The organism is Nocardiopsis oceani (genome assembly GCF_054777395.1).
The window spans coordinates 16117-41880 of sequence record NZ_BAAHAR010000038.1 but is presented as its reverse complement, the minus strand read 5'-3'; the positions used below and the strand labels follow the sequence as shown (position 1 = coordinate 41880).

The window sequence follows — 25764 nt, the reverse complement described above, 5'->3', positions numbered from 1 at the left end:
CGGGTGGCAGGTCCGGTTCGGTAACGGAGGGGAACGCCCGCGGGGACGGCCCCCGATGAGCACCCCGAGGAAAAGGCCGTGCCCCCGACCCGGCGGGTCGGGGGCACGGCTGGAAGCACGTCCGGATCAGTGCATGTGCGTGACCGGCTTGGGCTCCACCTTCTCCATGTCCTTGGTAGCCCAGCGCTCGTAGAGAATGATCGCCGCGGCCAGAGCGATGCCCAGCGCCGTCGTGAAGTAGTTCGAGGAGACCACGAACAGGCCCGACAGGATCAGCGCACCGCGCATGTACCAGGCGATGTAGCGGTCGAGGAAGCCCACCAGGCCCATCGCGACCAGGATCGCACCGACGATGCCGGAGATCAGCGCGACCGTGCCCGTGACGAGGTTCACGTCCTGGAGCAGCAGCTCCGGGGAGAACACGAACATGTACGGCATGATGAACGCCGCGATGGCGACACGCACGGCGTAGAACGACGTCCGGATCGGATCGCCGCCGGAGATGCCCGAAGCCGCGTAACAGGCCAGGCAGACAGGCGGTGTGATGTCCGCCAGCACGCCGTAGTAGTACACGAACATGTGCGCCATCAGCATCATCGACAGCGTGCGGGTGTCGAACTCGCCCTCCAGCACCATCACGATCGCCGGAGCGGCGAGGGTCGCGGTGATGACGTAGTTGGCGGTGGTCGGCAGGCCGATACCCAGCACCAGACAGGCCACCATCGACATGAACAGCACCAGCGCCAGGTCCAGGCGCAGGTCGACCACGGCCTGGGCGCCGAAGTCCGGGCCGGCCCCGGTCCAGGCGAACAGCGGGGAGGTCGCGACCGCGGTGAGCAGGTAGGCGATGCCGTCGGTGACGGTGCTGGCCACTCCCAGAAGCCCCGCGCTGAGCTTGAGCCCGAGATCCGTCGTGGTGATGACACCGGCGATGATGCCCGCGGAGGCACAGGCGATGATGATCGGCATCGCCAACCGGGCGGCACCGACCAGCCCGTCCATGAAGGAGTGCAGGTTGAGCTGGTCGTTCCTGGTCTCCTTCCACCTCTTGAACATCAGGGCGACGGCCATGGCGGTCAGCGTGATGAGCACCGAGATGACCAGGGAGACCACACCGCGGTCCATGCCCAGATCGAACGTGGTGTTGGCGAACTGGACGAGGGTGGCGACCACCGACGCGCCGACGGCGGCCACGATGATCGGCAGGGCCAACCTGACCGCCAGGAAGAAGGCCACACCGACGGCGCGGGCACGCAGCTTCCCATCCACCCTCTCCCAGGGAATGGTGAGCAGCTGCACCACGAGGTTGACGGCGACCGTGGCCGCGACCGCGCCCATCGCCGAGAACATCGGCGAGTAACCGGCGGTGAGCAGGGCGAAGATCGCGATGATGGGGATCAGCAGATAGCCGCGCGTGAGCAGCACCTGGCGCACGTTCGGCAGCAGGTGCTTGGGCAGGCCGCCGATGCCCCAGCGCTTGGAGTCGTAGTGCACCACCACGTACTGCGAGACGAAGAACATGATCGCGGGGATCGCCGCCGCCTGCAGGATCTGCTGGTAGCTCGCACCGGTGAACTCGATCATGATGAAGGCGCCCGCACCCATGATCGGCGGCAGGATCTGGCCACCGGTGGAGGAAGCCGCCTCCACACCGCCGGAGTACTCGGAGCTGAACCCGGACCGCTTCATCAGCGGGATGGTGAACACACCGTTGGAGACCGTGTTGGCCACCGAGCTACCGGTGATGGTGCCTGAGAAGGCACTGGTGATGATGCTGACCTTGCCGGTGCCGCCCACCGCGGAACCGGTCATGCCCAGCGCGACGTCGGTGAAGAACTTCTCCATGCCGGTGCGCTGGAGCATCGCGGCGAAGATCATGAACAGGAAGATGAACGTCGCCGAGATACCCAGCGGTGTCCCGAAGACCCCCTCCGTGCCCACGAAGATATTGGTGATGATCTGGTCGACACTGGCGCCGCGGTGGCGCAGGAAGCCGGGCATCTCCTGGCCGAAGTAGGCGAAGGCCAGCATGCCCCCGGCCAGGACCACCAGGGCCGGACCGAGCACACGCGAAGCCGCCACCAGGATCAGCAGGATGCCGATGGTGCCCACCATGACGTAGGTCGGGTTGCGGATGCCGACCGTCTCGACGATCGCCTGGTAGTTCATGAACATGTACAGGCCGGCGAACAGACCCATACCGGCCAGCACGACGTCGAAGGCGGGCATCCCCAGGATGTTCCAGTGGAGATAGCGCGCGCCCTGCACCATAAGGAGGATCACGAAGGCCGGAGCCAGGACGTTCCAGCCCGTGACGTTGGCCGTGGCCATGTACACCAGCGTCAGCACACCGAGGATCGTCATGCCCCAGGTCGTGACGAAGGTCCACAGCACCTTCGGCAGCGCCTCAGGGAAGCACAGCAGCGCCACCGACAGGCCGATGGTGACCGCCAGCAGCACCACGCCCAGGATCGGCAGGAAGAAGTACCCGCCACCGGCGTCACTGGTGACCAGGTCGAGGCTGACCAGCGCCGACAGGACGAAGAGGGTGTACCCCGCGGAGCGCTGGGCCACCGAGGGTTCGGCGACCGAGCCCCGGCGCCGGATCAGGCCGTAGCTCGAACCCAACGCGATCACGGCCAGCGCACCGAAGGCCCACTGGGGCAGGTACAGGTACATGGCGGGGTTGCCGCCGGAGAACCCGCCCACCGCCAGATAACCGATCAGTGTGCCCGTGAAGGCCATGGCCGCGCCGTAGAAGGCACCACGGTGCTGGTGGACCTTGCGCGGTTTCGTGGGGAAGAGCAGGAAGGCCAGGGCAAGGCCCATCCCGAGGTGGAAGGAGCGCTGTTGCAGCGGGGGCAGGATCTGGGTGAACGCCGTCCACAGGTGGAAGACGGCGAGGGTAAGGGCACCGAAGAAGACCAGCCAGTGCCACAGGGGCCGCAGTTCGGTGCGGTTGCCCTCGACACCGGTGTCCTCGGTGAAGTCGTGGTCTTCGAGAGCCGCTAGATCCTCTTCGATCTTCTTCTCGAGGACGACACCTTGGTCGTCCCCGTTCTGACCGCCGCCCTTAGTGGCGGCACCACCGGGATCCCCGGTGGACTTGTGGTCGGATGTCATCGGCTTCGTCCTTGTCCTAGGCGGGGGAACCCCGGCCTTCACTCACTCGTGCGCCCCACCCAGGTAGGTCCGCACATACAGTTCGACGCCCGTTCCCGGACCCGCCAGGTCCAAGAGCCGGACATCCCTTCCCGCGACGGACAACGTGTGGTCGACATCGTCACTGCCGACCATCATGCGAACCGTCCCCAGCGGGCGCCCATGGTGGTCGACGCGGTAACCGGAACCCTCGCGCTCGAAGGTGGTGGTCACCCCGCCGATGGTCTCAGGACCCGAAGGGAGGTTCGCGCCGTGCGCGTCGAAACGCATCTCTTCCATCGCCAGCCCGGAGGACGGCGAAACCGAGTAGACCTCGTACACCGGACGCCGGTGCACGGAGTGCGTGTGGCTCAACTCGATGCGCTGGCCGATCTCGACCGGAAGGCTCAGCAGGGTCGCCTGTGTCTGCGCGTGCCGGATGCCGAACCAGGCTGGGCCCGGCCCGACGGATCCGGTCAGCGTCAACACGGACACCGACAGAACCAGTACAAGCGCAAGGCCGCCCGATACCCACCGGACGGCCTCACACGGGTAGGTCATCAGTCGACGACGCCCTCTTCGTCGAAGTAGCGCGCCGAACCCGGGTGGACCTCGAGGTCGCCCAGCCCGTCGAGCGCGGTCTCCAGAACCACCTGGCTACCGACCTCGTGACCGATCGCGTCCGCGTCCTCGTACATCACGCGGGTGATGTCGTAGGCGAGGTCGTCGTCCAGGGCCGAGGTGCCGTACAGCGTGGCCCACTGGGTCAGCGTCTCGGCGTCCTCGTCCTGGCCCGAGTACGTGCCGCCCTCGATGGTGTAGGGCGTGTAGCTCGGGTCCGCCTCGATCATCTCTTCGGCACCCTCACCCTCGATGGGGAGGATGCGGACGTCGTTATTGGCGGAGACCTCGATGATGCCCGCGGCGGGCACGGAGAGGACACCGAACGCGGCGTCGACCTGACCGTCGCCGAGCGCGGTGGCCGCGTCGCCGAAGGGACTGTCGAACGTGTTGACGTCCTCGACACCGTAGATGTCGAAGATCTGCTGGGCCGCGACCTCACTGCCGCTGCCGGGAGGACCGATCTCGACGTTGGCGCCCTCGAGGTCCTCGATCGTCTCGATGTCCGAGTCCTCCCGGACCACGATCTGCAGCACCTCGGGGTAGATGTTGCCCATCGCGTAGACGTCGTCCGGGTTGGCGAGAGGCTCGTCAGCGAACGGACCCTCGCTCTCCTGGGCCTGCATCGCCACACCGTTGATCGACATGATGAGTTCGCTCTGGTCGATCGCGCCCTCTTCCTCGTCCTCGGTCTCCCCCTCCAGAGCGCGGAGGTTCTGGACCGAGGCACCGGTGGCGAACGTGTCCACCTGGAGGTTGTCGATGCTGCTGGTCCAGAGCTGGGCGATCTCACCACCGAGCGGGTAGTAGGTGCCGCCGGTGGAACCGGTCGCCAGCTGAAGGAACACTTCCTCGTCGGCGTCGCCGTCGCCGGGGCCGTCCACATCCTCCGGCGCCGCGCACGCGGACAGCGCGACCACACCGGCCGCGGCGACAGCCACGGAGGCCCGGGCGGTCCTGCCTGCCTTGCTCATCGCTGGCATCCTCTCTAGCAGTTCGGTGACGATGTACCCTCCCCAGGAACCCGTCGACCAGTGCCGACGACCACCTGAACCCCATCGGCCACCACGTGATATCCGCGAAATCATAAACTGCGGCGCATGCCCTGCCTGTGTCGCGTGCGTCACGAAAAGAAAACGATGTCACACCCGTGATTGGCCCCCTGCCCAGGGTCACACGACGGGCCGCTCCGATCTCGGACAGATCAGGGCGGTTCGCGGCCTCCCCCAACTCAGACGCTGGGGACTAAGGTCGACATGCCATCTGATCACACCAACGACCCATCCTGAGCGGGACATGTCTGAACTGTCGAGCCCCCACGGCTCCTGGCCATCACCCATCAGCGCCGGTGACGTCGCCCGAGGGGTGCGCCGGATGGCGTACCCGTCCGTTCGGGGCGACGAGGTCTGGTGGGAGGAGTACCGACCGGCCGAGGAGGGCCGTACGACCCTCGTGCGGCGAGACGCGGACGGCACCGTCTCCGACCTGCTCCCCGCGCCATGGAGCGTGGGAACCAGGGTGCACGAGTACGGCGGCCGTTCCTACCTACCGGTCCCCCGGCGTGATGACAAGGCCATCCCCCGCGTCGGGGTGGTCTTCGCCGCAGCCTCCGACCAGCGCCTATACCTGCTGGAACGAGGCTCGAAGGAACCGGTCCCCCTCACCCCCGAACCCGCTGTGCGAGGGGCGCTGCGCTACGCCGACCCCGCACTGACGACGGACGGCAAACAGGTCGTCTGCGTGCGCGAACAGCACGCCGAAGGAACCGTACGCCGTTCGATCGTGTCCGTACCGCTCTCCGGCCGGGGCGCCGAGGACCCGGCCGCGATCCGCGAGCTGGTCTCGGGAGCGCACTTCTACGCCTCACCCACCCCCTCCCCCGACGGCGCGCACCTGGCGTACGTGCGCTGGAACCACCCGCGCATGCCCTGGGACGGCACCGAACTCCGGGTGGGCGAACTGACCGACACCGGCCTGTCCGGGGAGTACACGCTCAAGGGCGGCGTGGACGAGTCCGTCCTCTCCCCCACCTGGGCGGACGAGCGCACCCTGTACCTGGCGTCGGACTGGCCCGGTTTCTGGAACCTCTACCAGGCGGGCCTGAAAGGGCAGGCGATCGCCCTGTACCCGGCCGAGGAGGAGTTCCACACCCCGCCGTGGCAGCTGGGCGACCGGCCGTTCCAGATCCTGGAGTCGGGGCGGGTCGTGGCCCTGCACGGCGACACCGCCATGCGGCCGAGCGTGTACGACCCCGACACCCTGGACCTGGAACCGGTCACGACCGACCTGACCTCCTGGTCGCAGCTGGACTCCGACGGGCTGAGCGTCGTCGCCATCGCCGCCTCCACGGACACCGCCGGGTGCGTGGTGCGGCTGGACCCGGTGCGCCGCACCGTCGAGGTACTCCAGCGCTCGATGACGGAGGGCCCCGACCCCGCCTACCTGCCCGAGCCCCGGGTGGAGACGCTTCCGGGCCGCTACGGCGCGCCGGTGCACGCCAACGTCTACCCGCCCACACACCCCGACGCCCCCTCCGGCGGGCCCGCCCCGTACGTGGTGTGGGCGCACGGCGGCCCGGTGGGCCACTCCCGCCGCGAACTCGACCTGGTCAAGGCCTACTTCACCAGCCGCGGAATCGGGGTGGTGGACGTCGACTACGGCGGCTCCACCGGCTACGGGCGCTCTTACCGCAAGCGCCTGCACAAAGAGTGGGGCGCGGTGGACGTCGAGGACTGCACGGCTGCGGCCCGGGCCCTGGTGGAACAGGGCGTGGCCGACCCGAAGCGCCTGGCCATCCGCGGCCCGAGCGCGGGCGGCCTCACCGCGCTGTTGGCCCTGACCGGCGACGTGTTCGCCTGCGGGGTGTCGTACTTCGGTGTGGCCGACCTGCTGGGCCTGACCGAGACCACGCACGACTTCGAGTCGCGCTTCCTGGACACGCTGATCGGCTCGCTGCCGGGCTTCGTCGAGACCTACCGGGAGCGTTCCCCGATCAACCGCATCGGGGAGATCGACGTCCCCGTCCTGCTGCTCCAAGGCATGGACGACCCGGTGGTCAGCCCGGACCAGGCCTATCGGATGGCCAAGGCCCTCGGTGGGCGCGAGGTGCCGCACGCACTCCTGGAGTTCGAGGGCGAGGCCCACGGCTTCCGCACCGAAGCGGCCCGCGTGCGCTCCTTGGAGGCCGAACTGGCCTTCTACGGCAGGGTGTTCGGCTTCGAGCCGGGTGTGGAGCCGCTGGAGCTCACCACGGAGCCGCCGGAGCCGCGCCCCGAAACCGCACCGGAAGCAGAGGACGGGGACGGGGACGACGATCTGCCGGTCGCCGAGCAGCTGCCCGAGGTCACCCCCGAGTCCGGGGTCACCGCCGGGACCGGTGAGCCGGTGGTCCGCGAAACGGCCGAACGGGACTGACGGGTGCCCGCTGCCTGTCGGCGGCGGGCGCCTTCGTCAACGGCCGTTCATCAACAGCCACTCGCCAACGGCAGCTCACCCAACGGCCGCTCGCCAACGGCCGCTCGGGGAGTAGTGCCTGGCACCAGCAACGTCAGGGGCCGGAGCTTCCTCAAGGGGCGGAGCTTCCTCAAGGGTAGTGGTGCACTTGCTTCGGGGCCTCTCCGGCTAAGGTTGCGTTCCGGGCTGGAGTTCCCTCCTTTCCCGCCGCCCGATTGTGGCCGTCTCCGCTACGCGCCTCAAGGTCGTCGCCATCGAGCGCTTCGCGCGTCATTGGCGCTCCACCTTGACCCGCTCCGCTACGACGGCAGGTTGGCGGCTATCGGGAAAGGGGGACGGGTGGTTGAGGTCCGAGCGGCCCCGGCCTTCGGCCGGGCAACCCCGGTCGGCCTGACGGCCGATGCCTGCCACTCCGCCGGAGCGTTGACGGGTCGGGTGTCACGGCCGATCATTCTGAGCTGCGGACCCCGGTCGGCCTGGGGGCCGATGCCTGCCACGCCGCCGGAGCGTTGACGCCTGGGGGCCGATGCCTGCCACGCCGCCGGAGCGTTGACGCCTGGGGGCCGATGCCTGCCACGCCGCCGGAGCGTTGACGCCTGGGGGTGTCGCGGCTGGTCATGGTGTGCGGCGAACCCCTCGGGAGGGCTCCAGGTCATCAGGGTGTGGGGGCGTGGGGGCGTGGGGCGGTAGGGCCTTGGCAGGGGGTTACCGCTCCTCAGGTGTGGGGGTGGGAGTAGGGGTTGGGTCGGGGTCCCCGTCCGGGTCCTTTCCCTTCTCCTTGTTCCGGTTGCGGTGGGAGGGGCGGCCCTGCCACGTGGAGGCCTCGGGGTTGGTCTCCCTCCGGTACTTGAGCCGGTTGTGGTCCGAGCACAGCGGCTGGATGTTGTCCGCGCTCGTGGACCCGCCGGCCGAGAAGCTCCTCTTGTGGTCGGCCTCGGAGTCGCTGGCCGGGGTGTTGCACCCCTGGTACCAAGCGCAGGTGGTGTGACCGAACATCCCCGCATCCCGCACAGCACCCGTAGCGTTGCGCTGGGTACGGCCCACATCCAACACCCGGTCACCCTCAGGGGAGGTGATCATCCGACGCAGCACACTGTTGGGAGCCAGGGCACGGATCGCGGCCATAGAGACCACCTGCCCATCCTGCGTGGTGGCCGGACCCGCACCCCCGTCCTCGCCTTGGAGGCCGAGGAAGGTGGGCAGGGGCACCATGATGTTGATCATCGCCACCGCAGCACGCTTGCGACCCGTGCCGCGCTTGCCGTTGCTGTCCTTGCCCTCCCCGGCCCCGGCCTCGGCGCTCTCAGCGTCCCCGCCCTGGGCACCTTCGGCGTCCCCGGTGGGGTTGGTGGGGTGGGAGGCGGAGCGGACCAGGTTCATGAACGCGTCATACATCCGCTCCGAAGCCGACACGTGCAGCCTCTCGGGGTCATAGTCCACCTCGTGGGCCTTGAGCTCACGCTGGATCTCCTCGGCGTGCTCACCAGGACCCCACAGCTCGACCATGAAGGACGCATCAAAGGTGCGCACCAGGCGCGCACCCCGGGCGTCGAAGGCAGCCTGGTACTGCTCTTCCACCACGGCAGGGTTGTACGTGGCCAACAGCTCCCGGCCCAGCCGGGCGATGTGGGAGGTCGACATCGCCGGCTCCTTAGCCTTAGCGGCCACGATCCCGGCCTCCATCATCTGCCGGAAGATGCCCGCGTCCGGGTGGCGGCCGGTGTTGCGTGCCTTGACCGCCCTCTCAGCGGCCCGGCACACCGCCACCGCCTCCCCAATCGACAACAACCCCTCATCCAACCCCTGGCGGGTGGCAGGCAGCTCCAGGGCGAAGAGCCGGCGGGCCAGCTCGGCGCGCCCGTTGGCCTCACCGGGGACCATCCCCACCGAGTGGATCAGCCAGTTCTGCACCGACCTCTGCCCACCCGCCTCCAACAGGGTGCCGGCCGCCTCCAGCTGGGCCAGGCGCAGCAGCATCGCGAGCTGGGCCTGTTCCATGTCCTCGCACACCTGCGAGATCACATCCAGCACCTCACCAGCCGCACCGGTCGGAGGCACCTCGCCCATTTCCGAAGCGATGTTCTTCCGGGCAGCATCCATGGCGGAAACGGCGGGCGTATTGCCCGCCGTGTTCCCGCACTGCCCGAAAGAAGAAGTCATGCCCTAATGATATCAAGAAGGGCACAGAAAGGACCTATCCCGGGGGTGATAAAACCCTTACCCGGCCACCCCGACCCGCCTTTCTGTTTCCCAAGGAGAAGCCTTCCAGGCAAAGGTCCCCGGCCCCCCGTGCGCATTCTTTGGCAAAGCGGACATATGCATACCAGAATGGTGGTGATCTTGCCCCTGTCTCCACTCTCGACGGCCGAGGGTGGAGACAGGGGCAAGATCATCGGGGATTTCGCCTCCCACATTGACCGGCCGCGACACCGCCAAGCGCCAACGCTCCGGCGGAGTGGCCCACCGGCCGCCAGGCCGTGCTGTTCGGGGTCCGCCGCACACCTTGACCGGCCGCGACACCGCCAGGCGTCAGCGCTCCGGCGGAGTGTCAGGAATCGGCCGCCAGGCCGAGGAGTTCAGTTTTCGGGCGAAGCCCGAAATGGCTCGGACCTCAACCACCCGCCCCTCTTTCCCATAGCCGCCAACCCGCCGTCGCAGCGGAGCGGGTCAAGGTGGAGCGCCAATGACGCGCGAAAGCGCTCGATGGCGTCTACCTTGACGCGCGTAGCGGAGACGGCCACAATCGCGCGGCGGGAAAGGAGGGAACCCTGAACCATAGGAGAAAACCCAGCGATACAGAAAACCTTCACGGCGGGAAGAAATTCGCGCACAACAGGAAAACCGCACCAAGAAGAGATTTCTCAGAATAGAAAAAACCCCTATCTCGGAACGCGGTCCTCAACCCCCTTAGGCAGTTAGGGACCGGCAGGGGCCAGGGATGGCCGCCGTCTTCCCCGCCTGGTTGGTCAGGGTTCACAGGTCGGTGCCAGGGAGGCCGTGGTCGGGGTCAGGTTCGGGGAAGTCGACGTCGAGGCCCTCCCGTTCGAGTTCCTCACGGACGATCCGGTAGGCGAGGCCGCCCGGGTAGCCCTTGCGGCCCAGGGCGCCGAGGGCGCGGCGGATCCGTGCTTCCTTGTCCTTGTTCCGGCTGCCGCGCAGGCTCTTGCGGGCCAGGGACCGGGCACCGTCCTGCTCGTCCTCGTCACTGACCTCCGCGACCGCCTCGCGGACGGTCTCCTCCCCGACGCCCCGGGTACGCAGCTCCCGGGACAGGGCCCGGCGGGACAGGTGGCGGCTGTGCTGGCGCGAGGACACCCACGCTCGGGCGAAGGCTTCGTCGTCGACCAGCCCGGCCTCGTCGAGGCCGTTGAGGACCGACTCCACCACCTCGTCCGGGTACTCCCTGCGGTACAGGGACCGCTCCAGTTGGGCGCGGGTGCGCGGCGAGTGCGTGAGCATCCGCAGGACCAGGTTCCTCGCCCCGTTCTCCAGCTTGTCGCGGGCCTTGCCCCCGGGGTCCGTTCCGAACGGGTCCTGCCCGTCCGGAACGGACTCGTCATCGGCGCTCACCGGGTCGGCCTCGGCCTCCCCGGTGCAGTCAGGGGACCGGCGCCGCTCACGCATCCGGGTCGGGCGCCTTGGTGGTCTTGGCGGAGGCCCGCTTGGCGGGGGCCTTGGCCTCGTCCTTGGCCGGTTCGGCCTTGGCGTCCTTGACCTCGCCCTCGGCGGCACCGGAGGCGCTGTCGTCACCACCGCCGATACCCATTTTCTCCTTGATCTTCTTCTCGATCTCGAGGGCCACGTCGACGTTCTCCCGCAGGAAATTGCGCGCGTTCTCCTTGCCCTGCCCGAGCTGGGTGCCTTCGTAGGTGTACCAGGCCCCGGACTTGCGCACGATCGCGTGCTCGACCCCCAGGTCGATCAGGCTGCCCTCCCGGGAAACCCCGACACCGTAGAGGATGTCGAATTCCGCCTGCTTGAACGGAGGCGCGATCTTGTTCTTCACGACCTTGACGCGAGTCCGGTTTCCGACCGCATCGGTTCCGTCCTTCAGAGTTTCAATGCGCCGCACGTCCAAACGGACCGAGGAATAGAACTTGAGCGCCTTTCCGCCGGTGGTCGTCTCAGGTGAGCCGAACATCACGCCGACTTTTTCACGAAGCTGGTTAATGAAAATGGCGGTCGTTCCGGTAGAACTCAATGCACCAGCGATTTTGCGCAATGCCTGAGACATGAGGCGGGCCTGCAGGCCGACGTGGCTGTCGCCCATCTCGCCCTCGATCTCGGCGCGGGGCACCAGGGCCGCCACGGAGTCCACGACGATGATCGAGACGGCGCCCGAGCGGATGAGCATGTCGACAATCTCCAGCGCCTGCTCACCGGTGTCCGGCTGGGAGAGGAGGAGGTTGTCGGTGTCGACGCCGATCTTCTTGGCGTACACCGGGTCGAGGGCGTGCTCGGCGTCGACGAAGGCGGCGATACCGCCCATCTTCTGGGCACTGGCCACCGCGTGCAGGGCGACGGTGGTGTTGTGCGAGAGGACGCCGTTGGCCAGGAAGCTGTGCGTCTCGGGCAGCATGATGTCGAAGGTCGGCTGCAGCCCACCGTCCTCGATGGCGGTGATCCGCTCATAGGTGTAGGCGGCCGCGACCAGGCTCTCCAGGTACCCGAGGATGGCCTGCGCCGAGAGGGAGGGCGCCTGCCCCCGGGTCTTCGCCCAGTCGACGATGCCCGCCAGCCGCTCCCGGCTGCAGGACAGCTCGGTGTCGGCGCGGAACAGGTCACCCGCCACCCGGTCGAAGTCGCGGTCGCCGCCCATGCTGTCGCGCAGACTGCGGATCATCCCGGTGAGGTTCGGGATGTTCTCGTGCTGCGGGCTCCGCGAGGAGAGACGGAAGTTGCGGTCGACCTGGGCCGCGCGGCGCTCGGAGCGGAAGCCGACCTCGTCGAGGAAGCGGTGCGCCACCGACGGGTTGATCGCGACGGTCCAGTAGTCACGCTCGTACACGGGGTTGTACTTGGTGTAGACCGATGCGGGGACGCCCAGGCCGTAGAGCAGGAGCTGCACGTCCTTGGCGAGGCCCTCGGAAGCGGTGGCCAGGCCGACCGTGGAGCTACTGTCGATCCAGCCGTCGCCCTCGTACAGGGCGGACAGGAAGGCGCGCTGGGCCTTGTCGCCGCCGGTACGCACGGCGTGCGGTACGCGCTTGCCGGAGGACTTGACGTAGTCGAGCCCGTAGCGCTCGGCCACCTCCTTCCGGAGCTGCACGCCGGGTAGCACGTACTCGAGGCAGTTGTTGCCCTCGTACACCTTGACCTCGGTGTCGAAGAGCCAGGTCGCGATGGCGGAGAACTCGCGCCCCACCTCCTCGTCGCCGTTGGTGAAGCGGACGGAGGTGGTCGATCCGAGCGTGCCCTCGGCCACGAGGTAGCCGAGGAAGACCGCCTCGTCCTCGCTGATGCCGCCGCCCATGGCGGCCTCGTTGGCCCCGAAGCGCGCGGAGACGAGGGTGTCGCCCTCGACCAGGTCACCGGCCTTGCGCCAGACGATGTGGCCGCTGTCGTCCACCACCCGCAGGGGGTGGTTGTGGGTTACGCTCACCTCGCGCCCCGAGGCCGTGGCCACGCGGAGGACGGGCTTGCGGTTGTTGTGGCTCAGGGCGGCGACGGTCTCCAGTTCGCCGTTCTCGTTGACCACGCGGATGCCGAGGTCCCGGATGTCGGTGACCCTGCTGGTGCAGCTGGCGGGCTGCCCGGCGCGCTCGAAGAGTTCGGCGACGGTCTCCAGCCCGTGGTCGGTCCACACGTGGGTGTCGGCGGTCAGGCACTTACCGCTCGACTCGGGACCGTATACCTCCACGACCCGGCCCTTGGGCAGGCCGCCGATCCCGAGGGCGACGTCCAGGGCGATGGCGCCGGTGGGGATCGCCTCGATCGGCGGGCGGTCGTCGTCGCCCAGGCGCATGACGGAGCCCTTGCCGAACTGCCGCTCGATCTGCGCGAGCGCTGTCTCGAGAGCCTTGTCTCGGTCTCCAGATGCCACGGGGTTCCCCTGTTGGGTCGATGCCTTTTTCTTCATGATGCGCAAGACGCTACGCGGTCGCTACGACAATCGCGACGCCCGTCGTCGGCCTGTGGAAAACCCAGACTACCCGAACCCCTGTTCGAAAACAGGGACGGGCCCCTGCCGTGTCGGATCTTCCTGTGTCCGGCCGCGGCCGAGGTCAGCGGGCGGAGGTGGGAAGGTCGAACGCGTCACACACCGCCCGCCACACCTCCTTGGGCCCGATCCCGTCGGACAGCGCCTGGTTGACGGTCCGGGATCCGAGCCCTTCGATGACGTAGTCCTTGGCGAGGCTCTCCGCGTAGGCCTCGCCGAACTGCTCGTGCATGTTGCGCCAGAAAAGGGTGAGTCTCATCGCCATCAGTATGGGTGATGGAACGGACCCGCGCGGCCCGGTCCACAGGATGGCTCCGGTCTCACCCCGCTGCCCCGCTCCCAGCCGTTTGCGGCCCCGGGTGTCCTCCCCCGTTCTGTCCGAACCCTTCGCCAGACTGGCGGCATGACCCCTGCGACCAACCCGCTCGAACCCTTCGGTGCCTCGACGCGGACCTGGTTCGACCAGGCCTTCCCCGGCGGCCCCACCACGGCCCAGGCGCAGGCCTGGCAGGCGATCTCCGAGGGACGCAACACCCTGGTCGTCGCGCCGACCGGTTCCGGCAAGACCCTGTCGGCCTTCCTCTGGTCCCTGGACCGGCTCACCCGCGCGCCGGTCCCCGAGGACCGGTCCCGGCGCTGCCGCGTGCTGTACGTGTCGCCGCTGAAGGCCCTGGCCGTGGACGTGGAGCGCAACCTCCGGAAGCCGTTGGCCGGGATCGCAGCGGCGGCCGAGGCCTCCGGCGAGGAGCTCTCGCCGGTCACGGTGGGGGTGCGCACCGGGGACACCCCGGCTCAGGAGCGGCGCCGGCAGGCGACGCGTCCGCCGGACGTGCTCATCACCACCCCGGAGTCCCTGTTCCTGGTGCTGACCTCCAAGGCCCGCGAGGGCCTGTCCGGGGTGGAGACGGTGATCGTCGACGAGGTGCACGCCCTGGCGGGGACCAAGCGCGGCGCCCACCTGGCCCTGAGCCTGGAGCGGTTGACGGCCCTGTTGGACCGGCCCGCCCAGCGGATCGGCCTGTCCGCGACCGTGCGCCCGCGGGAGGCCGTGGCGGAGTACCTGGGCGGGGCCACGGTCGTGGCGCCGCCGGACACCCCGCACATGGACCTGCGGGTAGAGGCTCCGGTTCCGGACCTGGACGAGCCGGGCAGCCCTTCGCCCGAGGGGGTGCCGCCGGACCCGCGGGCGGGCAACACCATGAGCCGGGGTTCGGTGTGGCCGCACGTGGAGCGCCGGGTGTTGGAGCTGGTGGAGGAGCACCGGTCGACGATCGTTTTCACCAACGGCCGCCGGACCGCCGAGAAGCTGTGTGCCCGCCTCAACGACCTGCACGGCGAACGGGGCGGCGCTGGTGGGCTCCCGCCGGAGGAGGTCGCTGCCCAGGTCACCGGCCAGTCCGAGCAGAGCCGGGGCGGTGACGCGGTGATCGCCCGCGCCCACCACGGTTCCATGTCGAAGGCCGAGAGGGCTCTGATCGAGGACGACCTGAAGGCGGGGCGGCTGCGGTGCGTGGTGGCCACGTCCAGCTTGGAACTGGGGGTGGACATGGGCGCGGTGGACCTGGTCGTCCAGGTCGCCGCTCCCCCGTCGGTGGCCAACGGCCTCCAGCGGGTCGGGCGCGCGGGCCACCAGGTGGGTGAGACCTCGCGCGGGGTGTTCCTGCCCCAGTACCGGGGCGACCTGTTGGCGACCACGGTGGTGACCGAGCGGATGCGCGCGGGCGGGATCGAGCGGCTGGAGATGCCGAGTAATCCGTTGGATGTGCTGTCGCAGCAGGTGGTGGCGATGGTGGCGATGGATGACTGGCCGGTCGCCGACTTGGCGGCGCTGGTGCGGCGTGCGGCCCCGTTCACCGACCTGGCCGATTCGGTGCTGGAGTCGGTGTTGGACATGTTGTCGGGGCGCTACCCCTCGGATGAGTTCGCCGAGCTGCGTCCGCGGGTGGTGTGGGACCGGGACGGGGATGTGTTGCGGGGGCGTCCGGGTGCTCAGCGGTTGGCGGTGATCAGCGGTGGCACCATCCCCGACCGCGGGCTGTACGGGGTGCATCTGGCGTCGGACTCCGACAGCAAGGCGCCGACTCGTGTGGGTGAGCTGGACGAGGAGATGGTGTACGAGTCCCGGGTCGGGGACGTGTTCGTGCTGGGTTCGACGTCGTGGCGGATCGAGGCGATCACCGCCGACCGGGTGATGGTGTCGCCGGCGCCGGGGAGGCCGGGGCGGATGCCGTTCTGGAAGGCGGACGCGTTGGGGCGTCCGGCGGAGTTGGGCCGTGCGGTGGGTGAGATGACGCGTGAGTTGGCTTCGCGTGACCGGGTGGCGGGCCGGGAGCTGGCTGTGGCGGCGGGGTTGGACGGTTGGGCCGCCGACAACCTCGTGGAGTACGTGGCGGACCAGCGGGAGGCGACGGGGAGTGTGCCGGATGACCGCACGGTGGTGATCGAGCGCTTCCGTGACCAGGTCGGTGACTGGCGGGCGGTGGTGCATTCGCCGTTGGGTGCGCGGGTGCACGCTCCTTGGGCGTTGGCGATCGGCGGGCGGCTGCGTGCGCGGTTCGGGGTGGACGCGCAGGTGGTGCACGGCGATGACGGGATCGTGCTGCGGCTGCCGGACGTGGAGTTGAGCGGGGTCGGGCGGGCCGGTGAGCTGGCCGGTCTGGTGTCCGTGGATCCGGAGGAGGTGGAGTCGTTGGTCACCGACGAGCTCGCCGGTTCGGCGCTGTTCGCGTCGCGGTTCCGGGAGTGCGCGGCGCGGGCGCTGCTGTTGCCCAGGCAGCGGCCGGATCGGCGGATGCCGTTGTGGCAGCAGCGGTTGCGGTCGCAGCACTTGTTGTCGGTGGCTGGTCGGTACGGGTCGTTTCCGATCGTGTTGGAGACGGTGCGCGAGTGTCTGCGTGACGTGTTCGACGTGCCCGCGTTGGCGGAGGTGCTCGCTGATGTGCGGGCGCGCCGGATCCGGGTGGTGGAGGTGGAGACGCCTCAGGCGTCGCCGTTCGCCGGGTCGTTGCTGATGGAGTACACGGCGGCTTTTCTGTACGAGGGTGATGCTCCGGCCGCTGAGTTGCGGGCGCAGGCGCTCACTCTGGATCCGTCGTTGCTGGCGGACCTGTTGGGTACCGCGGATCTGCGGGATCTGTTGGACCCGGAGGTGGTGGAGCGCACGGGTGCTCTGTTGCAGCGGGTCGCGGCGCCGGTGCGGGATCTGGAGGGCGCCGCGGATCTGCTGCGGGAGGTGGGTCCGCTGAGCACGGCGGAGGCGGCCGAGCGGGGTGTGCGGGAGGAGTGGCTGCTCGGTCTGGCGGCGGCGGGGCGCGCGGTGCGGATGCGGGTGGCCGGGGGTGAGCGCTGGTGTGCGGTGGAGGATGTGGCGCGGTTGCGGGACGCGCTTGGGGTGGAGCCGCCGCCGGGGGTGCCGGGTGCCCTTCTTGAGCCGGTGGAGTCGCCCGTGTTGGATCTGGTGTCGCGGTACGCGCGCACGCACGGGCCGTTCACGTCAGCGGAGGCGGCGGATCGCCTGGGGTTGGCCCGGGACGTGGTGGAGGGTGCGCTGCGGGAGTTGGCCCGGGGCAGCCGGGTGGCGCGGGGCGGGTTCCGGCCCGGCGGTAGCGGTTCGGAGTGGTGTGACAGCGATGTGCTGCGGCGTCTGCGTCGGGGGTCGATCGCCCGGTTGCGGCGGGAGGTCGAACCGGTGGCGCCGGAGGCGTTGGCCCGGTTCGCGCCGTTGTGGCAGCGGGCGGTGGCGGGTGAGCGGTTGCGCGGCCCGGATGCGGTGTTCGAGGCGGTGGAGTCGTTGCGGGGTGCGCCTTTGGTGGCTTCTGCCTTGGAGTCGCTGGTGTTGCCGTGTCGGGTTGAGGGGTACGTTCCGGCTTCGTTGGACGCGCTGACGCAGGCCGGTGAGGTGGTGTGGGCCGGGGTCGGGACGCTGCCGGGTGAGGACGGCTGGTTGACGCTGGTTCCGGCCGATGAGGCGCCGCTGCTGCTGCCCGAGCCCTTCTGGCCGGAGGAGGGGGCGCTTTCGGACACGGTCCTGGGGGTGCTGCGGGAGGGCGGTGCGCTGTTCTTCCGGGACATCGCGGACCGGGTCGCGCGTGCCTTGGGTGGGGCGGTGGTCTCGGACGCCGATGTGGTGGCGGCGCTGTGGGAGTTGGTGTGGGCGGGGTGTGTCACCAATGACAGCTTGGCTCCGTTGCGGTCGGTGCTGGGTGCTCGGCCGGTTCCCCGCCGGTCGTCGCCGCGTGCCCGGCGGCGCCCGGTTCTGCCCACGCGGTCGGGGCCGCCGACGGCGGCGGGCCGGTGGTCGGCGCTGCCGGTTCCCGATCCGGACCCGACGCGGCGCACGCTGGCGCGTGTGGAGGCGCGGTTGGAGCGTGACGGGCTCTTGCTCAAGGGGCAGCAGGGGCGTGGGATCACGCAGGACGAGTACCGGGTGCTGCGGTCGATGGAGGAGGCGGGTCAGGTCCGTCGGGGGTATTTCGTGGAGGGGCTCGGTGGGGCGCAGTTCGCGCTGCCGGGTGCGGTGGACCGGTTGCGGGCACTGTCCGGTGACGCAGCTGGTGGTCCCGGCGGGGAGGGTGACCCGGTGGTGTTGGCCGCGACGGATCCGGCCAACCCCTTCGGTGCGGCGCTGGCGTGGCCCGCTGGCGCGGACGGGATGGACGTGGCGCACAGGCCGGGTCGGCTCGCGGGTGCGCTGGTGGTGGTGGACGGTGGACGGTTGACGCTGTACTTGGGCCGGGGAGGGCGGTCGGTGCTGACGTTCGGGTCGTCGCCGGCCCTGCTGGAGCGGGCCGCGGGTGCGCTGGCGGGTTTGGTGCGGGGCGGGTCGGTGGAGTCGTTGACGGTGGAGCGCGCCGACGGCGGGGAGGTGTTCGGTACGCCGGTGGACACCGCGTTGGTGTCGGCTGGTTTCCATGTCACGCCGAAGGGTCTGCGTCTGCGCCGGTGAGGGCGGGCGGGCAGTGGTTCGGGCTCGCCCGGGGTGGCGGAGGACCGGAGCTGGCGGGCCCGGAGCCGGCGGGGTTGGGTAAGGGGGGCGGAAAACCGTTCGCCCGTCTCTGGTCTTCGCGGGAGAATCTTCGCCGGTCCGCGCACTGAGATCCTGGGAGGCGACCGTGGCGCTGGAGATCCGTCCGATGGGAGACGGGGACGTCGAAGCTCTGGTGGAGGTATCGCTGGCCGCCGACACGCTCTTCGCGGAGGCCGGACTCGATCTTCCTCCGGACGACCCGCGGGAGGTGCTGGGCCACGTGGAGCGGGTTCTGGTGGCGGTCGCGGACGGTCGGGTGTGCGGGCTGGCGGCCACGATCACCTTGGACGGGGCCACGCATCTGGAACAGCTCGCCGTGCATCCGGACCACGGGCGTCGCGGTATCGGGAGCGCGCTTCTGGAGGCGGTCTGCACCGAAGCGGCGGACCACGGGCACATCCGCGCCACGCTCACCACTTTCCGTGACCTGGCTTGGAACGGGCCTTGGTACGAGCGGCGGGGCTTCTCCGTGCTGCCGAGGTCGCAGTGGGGGCCGGGGTTGGAGCGGCAGTGGGCGGACGAGGAGCGGGCCGGGATCGTGGTGCGGCCGCGGGTCGCGATGTCGCGGCGCCTCTGAGCTGACCGCGTCGGGTGCATTCCGCTGGATTTGGAAGAATGCGGCCATGCCTCCCAGCGAACCCCCGGAACCCACCGAAGACCTCTCCGCGCTCGCGCCGAGCAAGTCCGTCGGCCGCTACGAGCTCGGCGACGAACTCGGCAGCGGCGCCATGGGCACGGTGTGGCGTGCCTTCGACACCCGTCTGGGACGGAACGTGGCGGTCAAGGAGGTCCACCTTCCAGCCGACATGCCGCCCCGGGAACGGGCGCGGGCGCGGGCCCGGATGGTGCGCGAGGCGCAGGCCGCGGCGCGCGTCTCCCACCCGTCAGTGGTGACCGTCCACGACGTGTTGGAGGTCGGCGGTGTCCCGTACATCGTCATGGAGCTGTTGGACGGGGAGTCGCTGCGGGAACGGATCCAACGCGCGGGGCCCTTGCCGGAGCACGAGGTGGAACGGATGGCGCGGCCGTTGCTGGGTGCGCTGTGGGCGGCGCACCGGGCTGGGGTGATCCACCGGGACGTCAAGCCCGCCAACATCATGCTGGCGGAGGGCGGTGCGCGGCCGGTCCTGACCGATTTCGGGATCGCCAACCTGTCCGACAGCGGGGCGACCTCGCTCACCGGCACCGGGACGATCCTCGGCACCGCGGCCTACGCCGCGCCCGAGCGCCTGGACCAGGAGGAGACGACCGCGATCTCGGACCTGTGGAGTCTGGGCGCCACGCTGTTCGCGGCGCTGGCCGGGGAGTCCCCGTTCAAGCGGGAGACGCTCACGTCGACTCTCACGGCGGTGCTCACCCTCCCGGTGCCGGACCCTCCGGCCCGGGGTCGCTTGGTCCCGCTGATCAGCGGACTGCTGCAACGGGACCCGAGGGGGCGCTTGGCTCCGGACCGGGCGCTGGCCCTGCTCTCCGCGGCCCCGTCCGGGCCGGGGCCGAATGGCGCTCAGGGTGGCAGGCCCAGGAGCTCCGCGCGGCGGTTCGCGCTGTGGACGGCCGCCGCGGCCTTGGCGGTCCTGGTTGCGGCCGCCCTCACGGTACGGATCCTGCTTCCGGGGCAGGAGGAGGGCGCAGTTCCGCCCGCTTCCCCTGCGGAGGGGGGCACCGGGTCCGAGGAGGAAGCCGAGGGGCCCGGGACCGGGACGGGGGAAGACGTGCCCGACGGCTTCGTCTGGGTCGACGACGATGCCATGGGCTTGGCGGTTCCGGAGGACTGGGGGGTCGCGGACACCACCGACGAGCACGAGGGCGAGGCTTCCACCCGCCTGGCCGGGTACGAGTTCGAGACCGGGGTGGCGACGGGCACGGCCGAAGCCACCGCAACAGGCTACGAGATCCTGGTACGCGAGGCCGAGGACTCCATGTTGCGCTTGGAGGAGATCCTCCTCGAGGACGAGGACTATGCCGACGTCGAGCGTCTGCGGTTGGACACCGGAGCCACGCCCGAAGGGTGGGAGAGCACCGTCTTCGAGGCGACGTTCCAGCACGAAGTGCGCGAGCACCCGGAGCGCTGGATGCTGGTCCGGGAGGTCAGCGACGCTTCCTCGGGTGTCTCCTACCGGGTGACCTTCAACTTTCCCCTGGATCAGCGTGAGGAGTACCTCGAGGACTTCGAGCGGGTCCTGGACTCCCTCGATCCCGCAGCGGCGTAGCCCCGTTTGGGAGCGGACCCTGAACCGGCCGGGCCCGGACGCACGCCCGCGCCCCGGCGGGTGAGGGGTGCCGGGGCGCGGGCGAAGGGCTCTGACACGGTCAGACGGTGGAGGAGAAGACCTCGTCGCGTGCGTGGTCCAGGGCGTGCAGGAGTGCGCCGCGCACAAGCGGGCTGCCCTCCACCGACCCCATGGACACTTCGGTGGCGTTCGGTGCGATCCGGGCGGTGGCGGCCCGGACCCGTTCGGCGAGCCTGGTGCCCCCGGCCTTGGCCACGTCGCCGGCGAGGACGACCAGGCCGGGGTCGAGGATCACGCTGACGGCGGCCACGCCTCGGGCGAGCCGGTCGGCGAAGGCGTCGAGGAAGGCGTCGCTCTCGGGGGTGTCCGAGGCGGCGGCGGAGGCCATGACCTCGGTGATGTCGGAGCCGTTGATGCCGTGCTCCGCGGCGAGCTTGACGACCTGCTTGGACTTGACGAGGGCTTGGAAACCGTGCGGCAGTTCCCGGTCCCCGTGCTCCTTGTGGTCCTCGTAGCCGCCGTCCAGGCCCACTTCCTCCGGGAGGGGTGCGCCGGGCACGGGGAGGTAGCCGATCTCACCCGCGCCGCCGGAGCGGCCGCGGTGGATGCGCCCGTCGATCATCGCGGACATGCCGACACCGCCGGCGGCGCTGAGCCAGATGAGCACGAACTCGTCGACGCCCGAGGCGGCGCCTTCGGCGTGCTCGGCCAAGGCGGCCAGGTTCACGTCGTTCTCGATGATGACCGAGCGTTTGAGGTCGGCGCGCAGGGCTTCGAGGACGCCTTCGTGCCAGGACATCAGGTCGAAGGAGAAGCGGATGTCGCCGGTGCGGGGGTCGACGACACCGGGGGTACCGATGACGCAGGCGCGGACCTTGTCCAGGGGGACCTCGGCGGTGTCGACCAGGCGCATCACGGCGGTGTGGACGAGGGCGACGGGGTCGTCCGAGGCGCTGGGGTCGACGGTGACGTCGCTGATGACCTCCCCGGTGATGTCGGCGATGGTCGCGGTGACGCGGTGGGCGCTGACGTCCAGGGCCGCGACGTAGGCGCTTTCGGGGACGACGGCGTAGAGGGCGGCGTTGGGTCCGCGCCCTCCGGCTTGGCTGCCGACCACGCGGACCAGGTCGCGTTCCTCCAGCCGTGCGAGTAGTTGGGACGCGGTGACCTTGGACAGACCCGTGCGCGTGCCGAGCTGGGTCCTGGTCAAGGGACCTCCGGACAAGAGGAGTTCCAGTGCCGCGCGATCGTTGAGCTGGCGCAGCAGCCGGGGAGTCCCCGGACGTTGAGACATAACCGTGACACCTCACCCTGTTTTTATTAGGAAAGTTTCCTGTTAATTTAGCTCACAACCTCACAGGAGGTCACGTCCCGGCAGGCCCACAGCAGCAACCCGGGCCACCGGTACCCGCGCCGGCGGGGCGGCCAAACGTGCTGTCCCAGCACACCCCCCAAATAGACGTCGAGGCGCCCGGATCCGTCCATGATCCCAGGTCGCTTCGAGCACAGGCGCCGCGCCCCAGCGCGTCGTGCGAAGGGAGATAGGTTCACATGAGGTTCTCCAAGATCGCCTTGGCCTCGGCCGTGGTCATGCTCGCGGCAGCCTGCGGCAATGGATCCGGCGACGACGGCGGAAGCGCCGGCGATGCGCCCGACACCCTGACCGTATGGCGCATGGGCGACGCCAGCGAAGAACAGAACGACCACATGGACATGGTGACTGAGCAGTACCAGGAGCTGCACCCGGACACCGACGTCGACGTCCAGTGGATCCCCTGGGACGAGTTCAGCCAACGCTTCCAGACGGCCCTGGTCTCCGGTGGCCCCGACGTCGTCGAGATCGGCAACGACCAGGTGCCCACCTGGGCCCACTCCGAAGCCCTATACGACGTCTCCGAGTTCGCCGAAGAGTGGGACGACACCGACGACATGCTCGAAGGAGCCTACGCCAACGGCACCTTCGACGACGCCCAGTACAGTATTCCCTGGTACAGCGGGGTCCGGGCCCTCTGGTACAACACCGACTGGCTCGAAGAGCTCGGCCACGAGCCCCCCGAGACCTGGGACGAGCTGACCGAGGTCGCCGAGGACATCGAGGACGAGTACGACGTTCCCGGCTTCGCCGCCCCGACCGACTTCCTCAACGGTATCGCCAGCTTCGTCTGGGCCAACGACGGCGACTTCGCCACCCAGGAGGGTGACGAGTGGGTCGGCGAGCTCGACTCGGCCGAGACCACCGAAGCGCTGGAGTTCTACGCCGGCCTCACCGTCGACGGCCACTCCCCCAGCGCCTGTGTGGGCGTCGACGAGGTCGAGTGCGCCCACGCCGACTTCGTCAACCGCGACATCGGCATGTTCATCGACGGCCCCTGGGCCCAGCCCCAGCTCGAGGAGCTCAACGACGACCACGTCGACCACTGGGCCACCGCGCCCATCCCGGGCACCGACGGCATGGCCCCCGCCTTCGGCGGAGGTTCCGACCTGTCCGTGTGGGGCACCACCGAGTACCCCGAGGCCGCCTTCGACTACATCACCGTCCTGAACAGCAAGGACAACGCGATGCCCTACAACGAGGTCGCGTCGATGTTCCCGGTCTACGAGGACGTCCTCGAGAGCGACGCCTTCCAGGAGGACCCGATCCTCGCCGGCGCCGCCACCCAGGCCACCGGTGACCTGCGCCTGTTCCCGGACACCGCCAACTGGGGCCACGTCCAGTGGGAGCTGACCACCATCCAGACCGCCGTGCAGCGCTTGGCCGACGGCGAGTCCGCCGACGACGTCCTCCCCGAGCTGAACGAGGAGCTCGCCGAGGCGCTCAACCGCCCCGAAGACGAGTAACCGACCTAGCCACCGCCAGCGCGTTCGCCACACGCGCAAGGGAGTGTTCAGCGGATGCTTTCGGTTGGTCGGCGCTTGCGCCGGTCTCCGCGAGCGGCCGTCCACGCAATCTCTCGCCAGACGATGAGCGAAGCTGCCCCTACTGTGCACTGCTTCGCAAGCTCAGCAGTGTCGCACAGCGGGGGCCCGCCCGGGTTTGGCTGTCCGAGCGACATCGGCGCAGCGAGAGGCGGCGTGGTGGTTCCGTGGAAGTACTATCGCGCGCCAGCGCGTCCGTTGAGGGCGGTGGTGGGCGACGGTGCGGGACCGAAATGATCCGCTGAGCACGACCGGGGGGCGGCCGACCGTACCCCTCACGGCACCCCACGGCCGGAAGGACCGAAACGGCGGTCGCCCCCGCTCAACCTGCCAGGAACGGCTGATGACACAAACGTTGGAACGCTCCGCACCCACTGAGGGTGAGCGGCCCAAGAGCCGCAGTCGCCTCTCACCCAGAGCGCGGCACGCGTTCATTCCCTACTTCCTGATCCTGCCCGCCGTGGCCGTCCTGGCCGTGGTCCTCCTGTGGCCCATCGGCCAGATGCTGTGGATCTCGCTGCACGACTACGGTCTGCGGCAGCTCCAGGGGCAGGAAGCGCAGTGGAACAACTTCGGGCACTACCTCCACGTACTCACCGACGAGCGCTTCTGGTCGATCTTCCGCAACACCATCCTGGTCTGCCTGGCCATGGTGGTCCTGACCATGGTCCTCGGAACCCTCGTCGGTCTGCTGATGCACCGGCTTCCGCGATGGGCGTCGACCACGCTGGGCATCGGCCTGATGCTCGCCTGGGCCACCCCGGTGATCAGCGCCGCCATCGTCTACAGGTGGCTGTTCGACACCAGGTACGGCCTGTTCAACGCCATCCTGACCAGCCTTCCCGACTGGCTCGTCGGCTCCGGATGGCAGGAGTTCAACTGGCTCAGCTCACCGAGCACGCTGTTCCCGATCCTCGTCATCACCGTGGTCTGGCAGTCGTTCCCGTTCGTGGCGATCAGCGTCCTGGCCGGGCTCAAGAGCATCCCGAGCGAGCTCTACGAGGCCGCCCGCATCGACGGCGCCAACGGCTGGACGGCCTTCTGGAGCGTCACCGTGCCGATGCTGCGGCCGCTCTTCGCACTGCTGCTGGTCCTCCAGATCATCTGGGACTTCCGGATCTTCACGCAGCTGTTCATCCTCGGCGGCGGCGTCACCAACCGCGAGATCGCCCTGATCCCGACCTACATCTACCAGCTGGGCTTCGCCTCGACCCCGCCGAACTACGGCATGGGTTCGGCGATCGCCGTGATCATGACCGTCCTGGTACTCGTCATCAGCGCCTACTACCTGCGCACGATGATCCGCCAGGAGGAGGCCCGATGAACAACCGGTACCGCCTGCGCAAGCTCCTCGGGAAGACCGGCACGTACGTCGCGGCCCTCGCGGTCTTCGTCTTCGCGATCTTCCCCGTCTACTGGGTCCTGGCCACGGCCCTGCGGCCCACCGGAGAGATCTTCACCCGCGAACCCACGCTGTTCCCGCGGGAGATCACCTTCGAGCACTTCGAGCGCGTGACCTCCGGGGTCCTGATCCCGGGGGCGTCCTTCTGGTCGTTCCTCACCAACAGCCTCATCGTGACGGTGGGCTCGGTCGCCTTCGCGGCGCTCCTGTCCCTGCTCGCGGCGATCGCCGTCGCCCGCTTCAAGTTCAAGCTGCGCTCGGTCTTCATCATCATGCTGCTGGTCATCCAGATGGTCCCGGTCGAAGCGCTGATCATCTCGCTCTTCATCAACTTCTTCCACATGGGCAACGCCCTCGACATCGAGCTCGTCAGCAACCTGAGCGGCGTGTTCATCATCTACGTCGCGGTCGCGCTGCCCATCACCATCCTGATGGTTCGCAGCTTCGTGGCCGCTGTGCCCAAGGAACTGGAGGAGGCCGCCGCCATCGACGGCGCCAGCGGATGGACGATCTTCTGGCGGATCCTGATGCCGCTCGTCGCCCCGGGCCTGGCCGCCGCCAGCATCTTCGCGTTCATCACCGCGTGGAACGAGTTCCTGGTGGCCTTCACCTTCCTGCAGAACAACACGGGCGCCTACACCCTGCCGATCTCCCTCCAGTACTACTTCGGCGCCGTGTCCGTGGAGTGGGGGTCGATCATGGCCGCCTCGACCCTGCTCACCGTGCCCGTGATGATCTTCTTCCTCTTCGTCCAGCGCCGCATGGTCTCCGGTCTGACCATGGGCGCGGTCAAGGGCTGACCGCCCGCAAACCA

The 25764-nt window shown here is 69.2% G+C and carries 15 protein-coding genes; 7 read left to right on the top strand and 8 right to left on the bottom strand.

The window, feature by feature from the left end; genetic code table 11:
- Window positions 1-126 precede the first annotated feature (126 nt).
- From ACYVDG_RS22310 to ACYVDG_RS22300, 3 genes are all read right to left on the bottom strand, one after another.
- Window positions 127-3123, bottom strand: coding sequence for a TRAP transporter permease (locus ACYVDG_RS22310; protein ID WP_460757043.1), 2997 nt, complete (start codon window positions 3121-3123; stop codon window positions 127-129).
- A 42-nt stretch (window positions 3124-3165) separates the two neighbouring features.
- Window positions 3166-3636, bottom strand: a complete 471-nt coding sequence (locus ACYVDG_RS22305) for a DUF1850 domain-containing protein (RefSeq protein WP_460757040.1) — start codon at window positions 3634-3636, stop codon at window positions 3166-3168.
- Window positions 3637-3701: 65 nt separating this feature from the next.
- Window positions 3702-4736: a TAXI family TRAP transporter solute-binding subunit gene (locus ACYVDG_RS22300; protein WP_460757037.1), complete on the bottom strand. Its 1035-nt coding sequence runs from the start codon at window positions 4734-4736 to the stop codon at window positions 3702-3704.
- 322 nt (window positions 4737-5058) lie between these two features.
- Here ACYVDG_RS22300 and ACYVDG_RS22295 point away from each other — a divergent pair, with 322 nt between their 5' ends.
- The gene (locus tag ACYVDG_RS22295) at window positions 5059-7176 is read left to right on the top strand and encodes a S9 family peptidase (RefSeq protein ID WP_460757032.1); all 2118 of its coding nucleotides are present in this window, start codon (window positions 5059-5061) and stop codon (window positions 7174-7176) included.
- A gap of 744 nt (window positions 7177-7920) precedes the next feature.
- Here ACYVDG_RS22295 and ACYVDG_RS22290 read toward each other — a convergent pair.
- From ACYVDG_RS22290 to ACYVDG_RS22275, 4 genes are all read right to left on the bottom strand, one after another.
- Entirely contained in the window at window positions 7921-9375 is a 1455-nt protein-coding gene (locus tag ACYVDG_RS22290; RefSeq protein WP_460757029.1) for an HNH endonuclease signature motif containing protein, read from the bottom strand.
- Between the two features lie 813 nt (window positions 9376-10188).
- Entirely contained in the window at window positions 10189-10839 is a 651-nt protein-coding gene (locus ACYVDG_RS22285) for a regulatory protein RecX (protein ID WP_460757024.1), read from the bottom strand.
- Window positions 10832-13258 (bottom strand): recombinase RecA, encoded by a 2427-nt coding sequence (gene recA, locus ACYVDG_RS22280; RefSeq protein WP_460757019.1) that lies wholly within the window; start codon window positions 13256-13258, stop codon window positions 10832-10834. The genes ACYVDG_RS22285 and recA overlap by 8 nt, the downstream gene beginning before the upstream one ends.
- Before the next feature lie 181 nt (window positions 13259-13439).
- Window positions 13440-13634: a DUF3046 domain-containing protein gene (locus tag ACYVDG_RS22275; RefSeq protein ID WP_460757014.1), complete on the bottom strand. Its 195-nt coding sequence runs from the start codon at window positions 13632-13634 to the stop codon at window positions 13440-13442.
- A 144-nt stretch (window positions 13635-13778) separates the two neighbouring features.
- On the opposite strand from ACYVDG_RS22275, the gene ACYVDG_RS22270 reads away from it, so the two are divergent.
- The 3 genes from ACYVDG_RS22270 to ACYVDG_RS22260 all read left to right on the top strand — a co-directional run bounded on the left by ACYVDG_RS22270 (window position 13779) and on the right by ACYVDG_RS22260 (window position 20611).
- Window positions 13779-18320, top strand: a complete 4542-nt coding sequence (locus ACYVDG_RS22270; protein WP_460757009.1) for an ATP-dependent helicase — start codon at window positions 13779-13781, stop codon at window positions 18318-18320.
- A 187-nt stretch (window positions 18321-18507) separates the two neighbouring features.
- On the top strand, window positions 18508-18978 hold the full coding sequence (locus tag ACYVDG_RS22265; protein ID WP_460757195.1) for a GNAT family N-acetyltransferase: 471 nt from the start codon (window positions 18508-18510) through the stop codon (window positions 18976-18978).
- Between the two features lie 46 nt (window positions 18979-19024).
- A complete protein-coding gene (locus ACYVDG_RS22260) occupies window positions 19025-20611 on the top strand; it encodes a serine/threonine-protein kinase (RefSeq protein WP_460757006.1) in 1587 nt (528 codons plus the stop codon).
- 100 nt (window positions 20612-20711) lie between these two features.
- On the opposite strand, the gene ACYVDG_RS22255 is transcribed toward ACYVDG_RS22260, so the two are convergent.
- The gene (locus ACYVDG_RS22255) at window positions 20712-21926 is read right to left on the bottom strand and encodes an ROK family transcriptional regulator (protein WP_460757003.1); all 1215 of its coding nucleotides are present in this window, start codon (window positions 21924-21926) and stop codon (window positions 20712-20714) included.
- 257 nt (window positions 21927-22183) lie between these two features.
- On the opposite strand from ACYVDG_RS22255, the gene ACYVDG_RS22250 reads away from it, so the two are divergent.
- The 3 genes from ACYVDG_RS22250 (at window position 22184) to ACYVDG_RS22240 (ending at window position 25750) form a co-directional block, all read left to right on the top strand.
- Window positions 22184-23470, top strand: coding sequence for an extracellular solute-binding protein (locus ACYVDG_RS22250; protein WP_460756999.1), 1287 nt, complete (start codon window positions 22184-22186; stop codon window positions 23468-23470).
- 421 nt (window positions 23471-23891) lie between these two features.
- Window positions 23892-24872, top strand: coding sequence for a carbohydrate ABC transporter permease (locus tag ACYVDG_RS22245; protein ID WP_460756995.1), 981 nt, complete (start codon window positions 23892-23894; stop codon window positions 24870-24872).
- A complete protein-coding gene (locus ACYVDG_RS22240) occupies window positions 24869-25750 on the top strand; it encodes a carbohydrate ABC transporter permease (protein ID WP_460756993.1) in 882 nt (293 codons plus the stop codon). The genes ACYVDG_RS22245 and ACYVDG_RS22240 overlap by 4 nt, the downstream gene beginning before the upstream one ends.
- Window positions 25751-25764: the final 14 nt, after the last annotated feature.

What these genes read in the sequence shown, in the direction of transcription:
- ACYVDG_RS22285 (WP_460757024.1), bottom strand. Translation starts at nt 10,839, where the DNA reads ATGCGTGAGCGGCGCCGGTCCCCTGACTGCACCGGGGAGGCCGAGGCC.
- ACYVDG_RS22295 (WP_460757032.1), top strand. Translation starts at nt 5,059, where the DNA reads ATGTCTGAACTGTCGAGCCCCCACGGCTCCTGGCCATCACCCATCAGC.
- ACYVDG_RS22245 (WP_460756995.1), top strand. Translation starts at nt 23,892, where the DNA reads ATGACACAAACGTTGGAACGCTCCGCACCCACTGAGGGTGAGCGGCCC.
- ACYVDG_RS22275 (WP_460757014.1), bottom strand. Translation starts at nt 13,634, where the DNA reads ATGAGACTCACCCTTTTCTGGCGCAACATGCACGAGCAGTTCGGCGAG.
- ACYVDG_RS22250 (WP_460756999.1), top strand. Translation starts at nt 22,184, where the DNA reads ATGAGGTTCTCCAAGATCGCCTTGGCCTCGGCCGTGGTCATGCTCGCG.
- ACYVDG_RS22240 (WP_460756993.1), top strand. Translation starts at nt 24,869, where the DNA reads ATGAACAACCGGTACCGCCTGCGCAAGCTCCTCGGGAAGACCGGCACG.
- ACYVDG_RS22310 (WP_460757043.1), bottom strand. Translation starts at nt 3,123, where the DNA reads ATGACATCCGACCACAAGTCCACCGGGGATCCCGGTGGTGCCGCCACT.
- ACYVDG_RS22260 (WP_460757006.1), top strand. Translation starts at nt 19,025, where the DNA reads ATGCCTCCCAGCGAACCCCCGGAACCCACCGAAGACCTCTCCGCGCTC.
- ACYVDG_RS22255 (WP_460757003.1), bottom strand. Translation starts at nt 21,926, where the DNA reads ATGTCTCAACGTCCGGGGACTCCCCGGCTGCTGCGCCAGCTCAACGAT.
- ACYVDG_RS22290 (WP_460757029.1), bottom strand. Translation starts at nt 9,375, where the DNA reads ATGACTTCTTCTTTCGGGCAGTGCGGGAACACGGCGGGCAATACGCCC.
- ACYVDG_RS22270 (WP_460757009.1), top strand. Translation starts at nt 13,779, where the DNA reads ATGACCCCTGCGACCAACCCGCTCGAACCCTTCGGTGCCTCGACGCGG.
- ACYVDG_RS22265 (WP_460757195.1), top strand. Translation starts at nt 18,508, where the DNA reads ATGGGAGACGGGGACGTCGAAGCTCTGGTGGAGGTATCGCTGGCCGCC.
- ACYVDG_RS22300 (WP_460757037.1), bottom strand. Translation starts at nt 4,736, where the DNA reads ATGAGCAAGGCAGGCAGGACCGCCCGGGCCTCCGTGGCTGTCGCCGCG.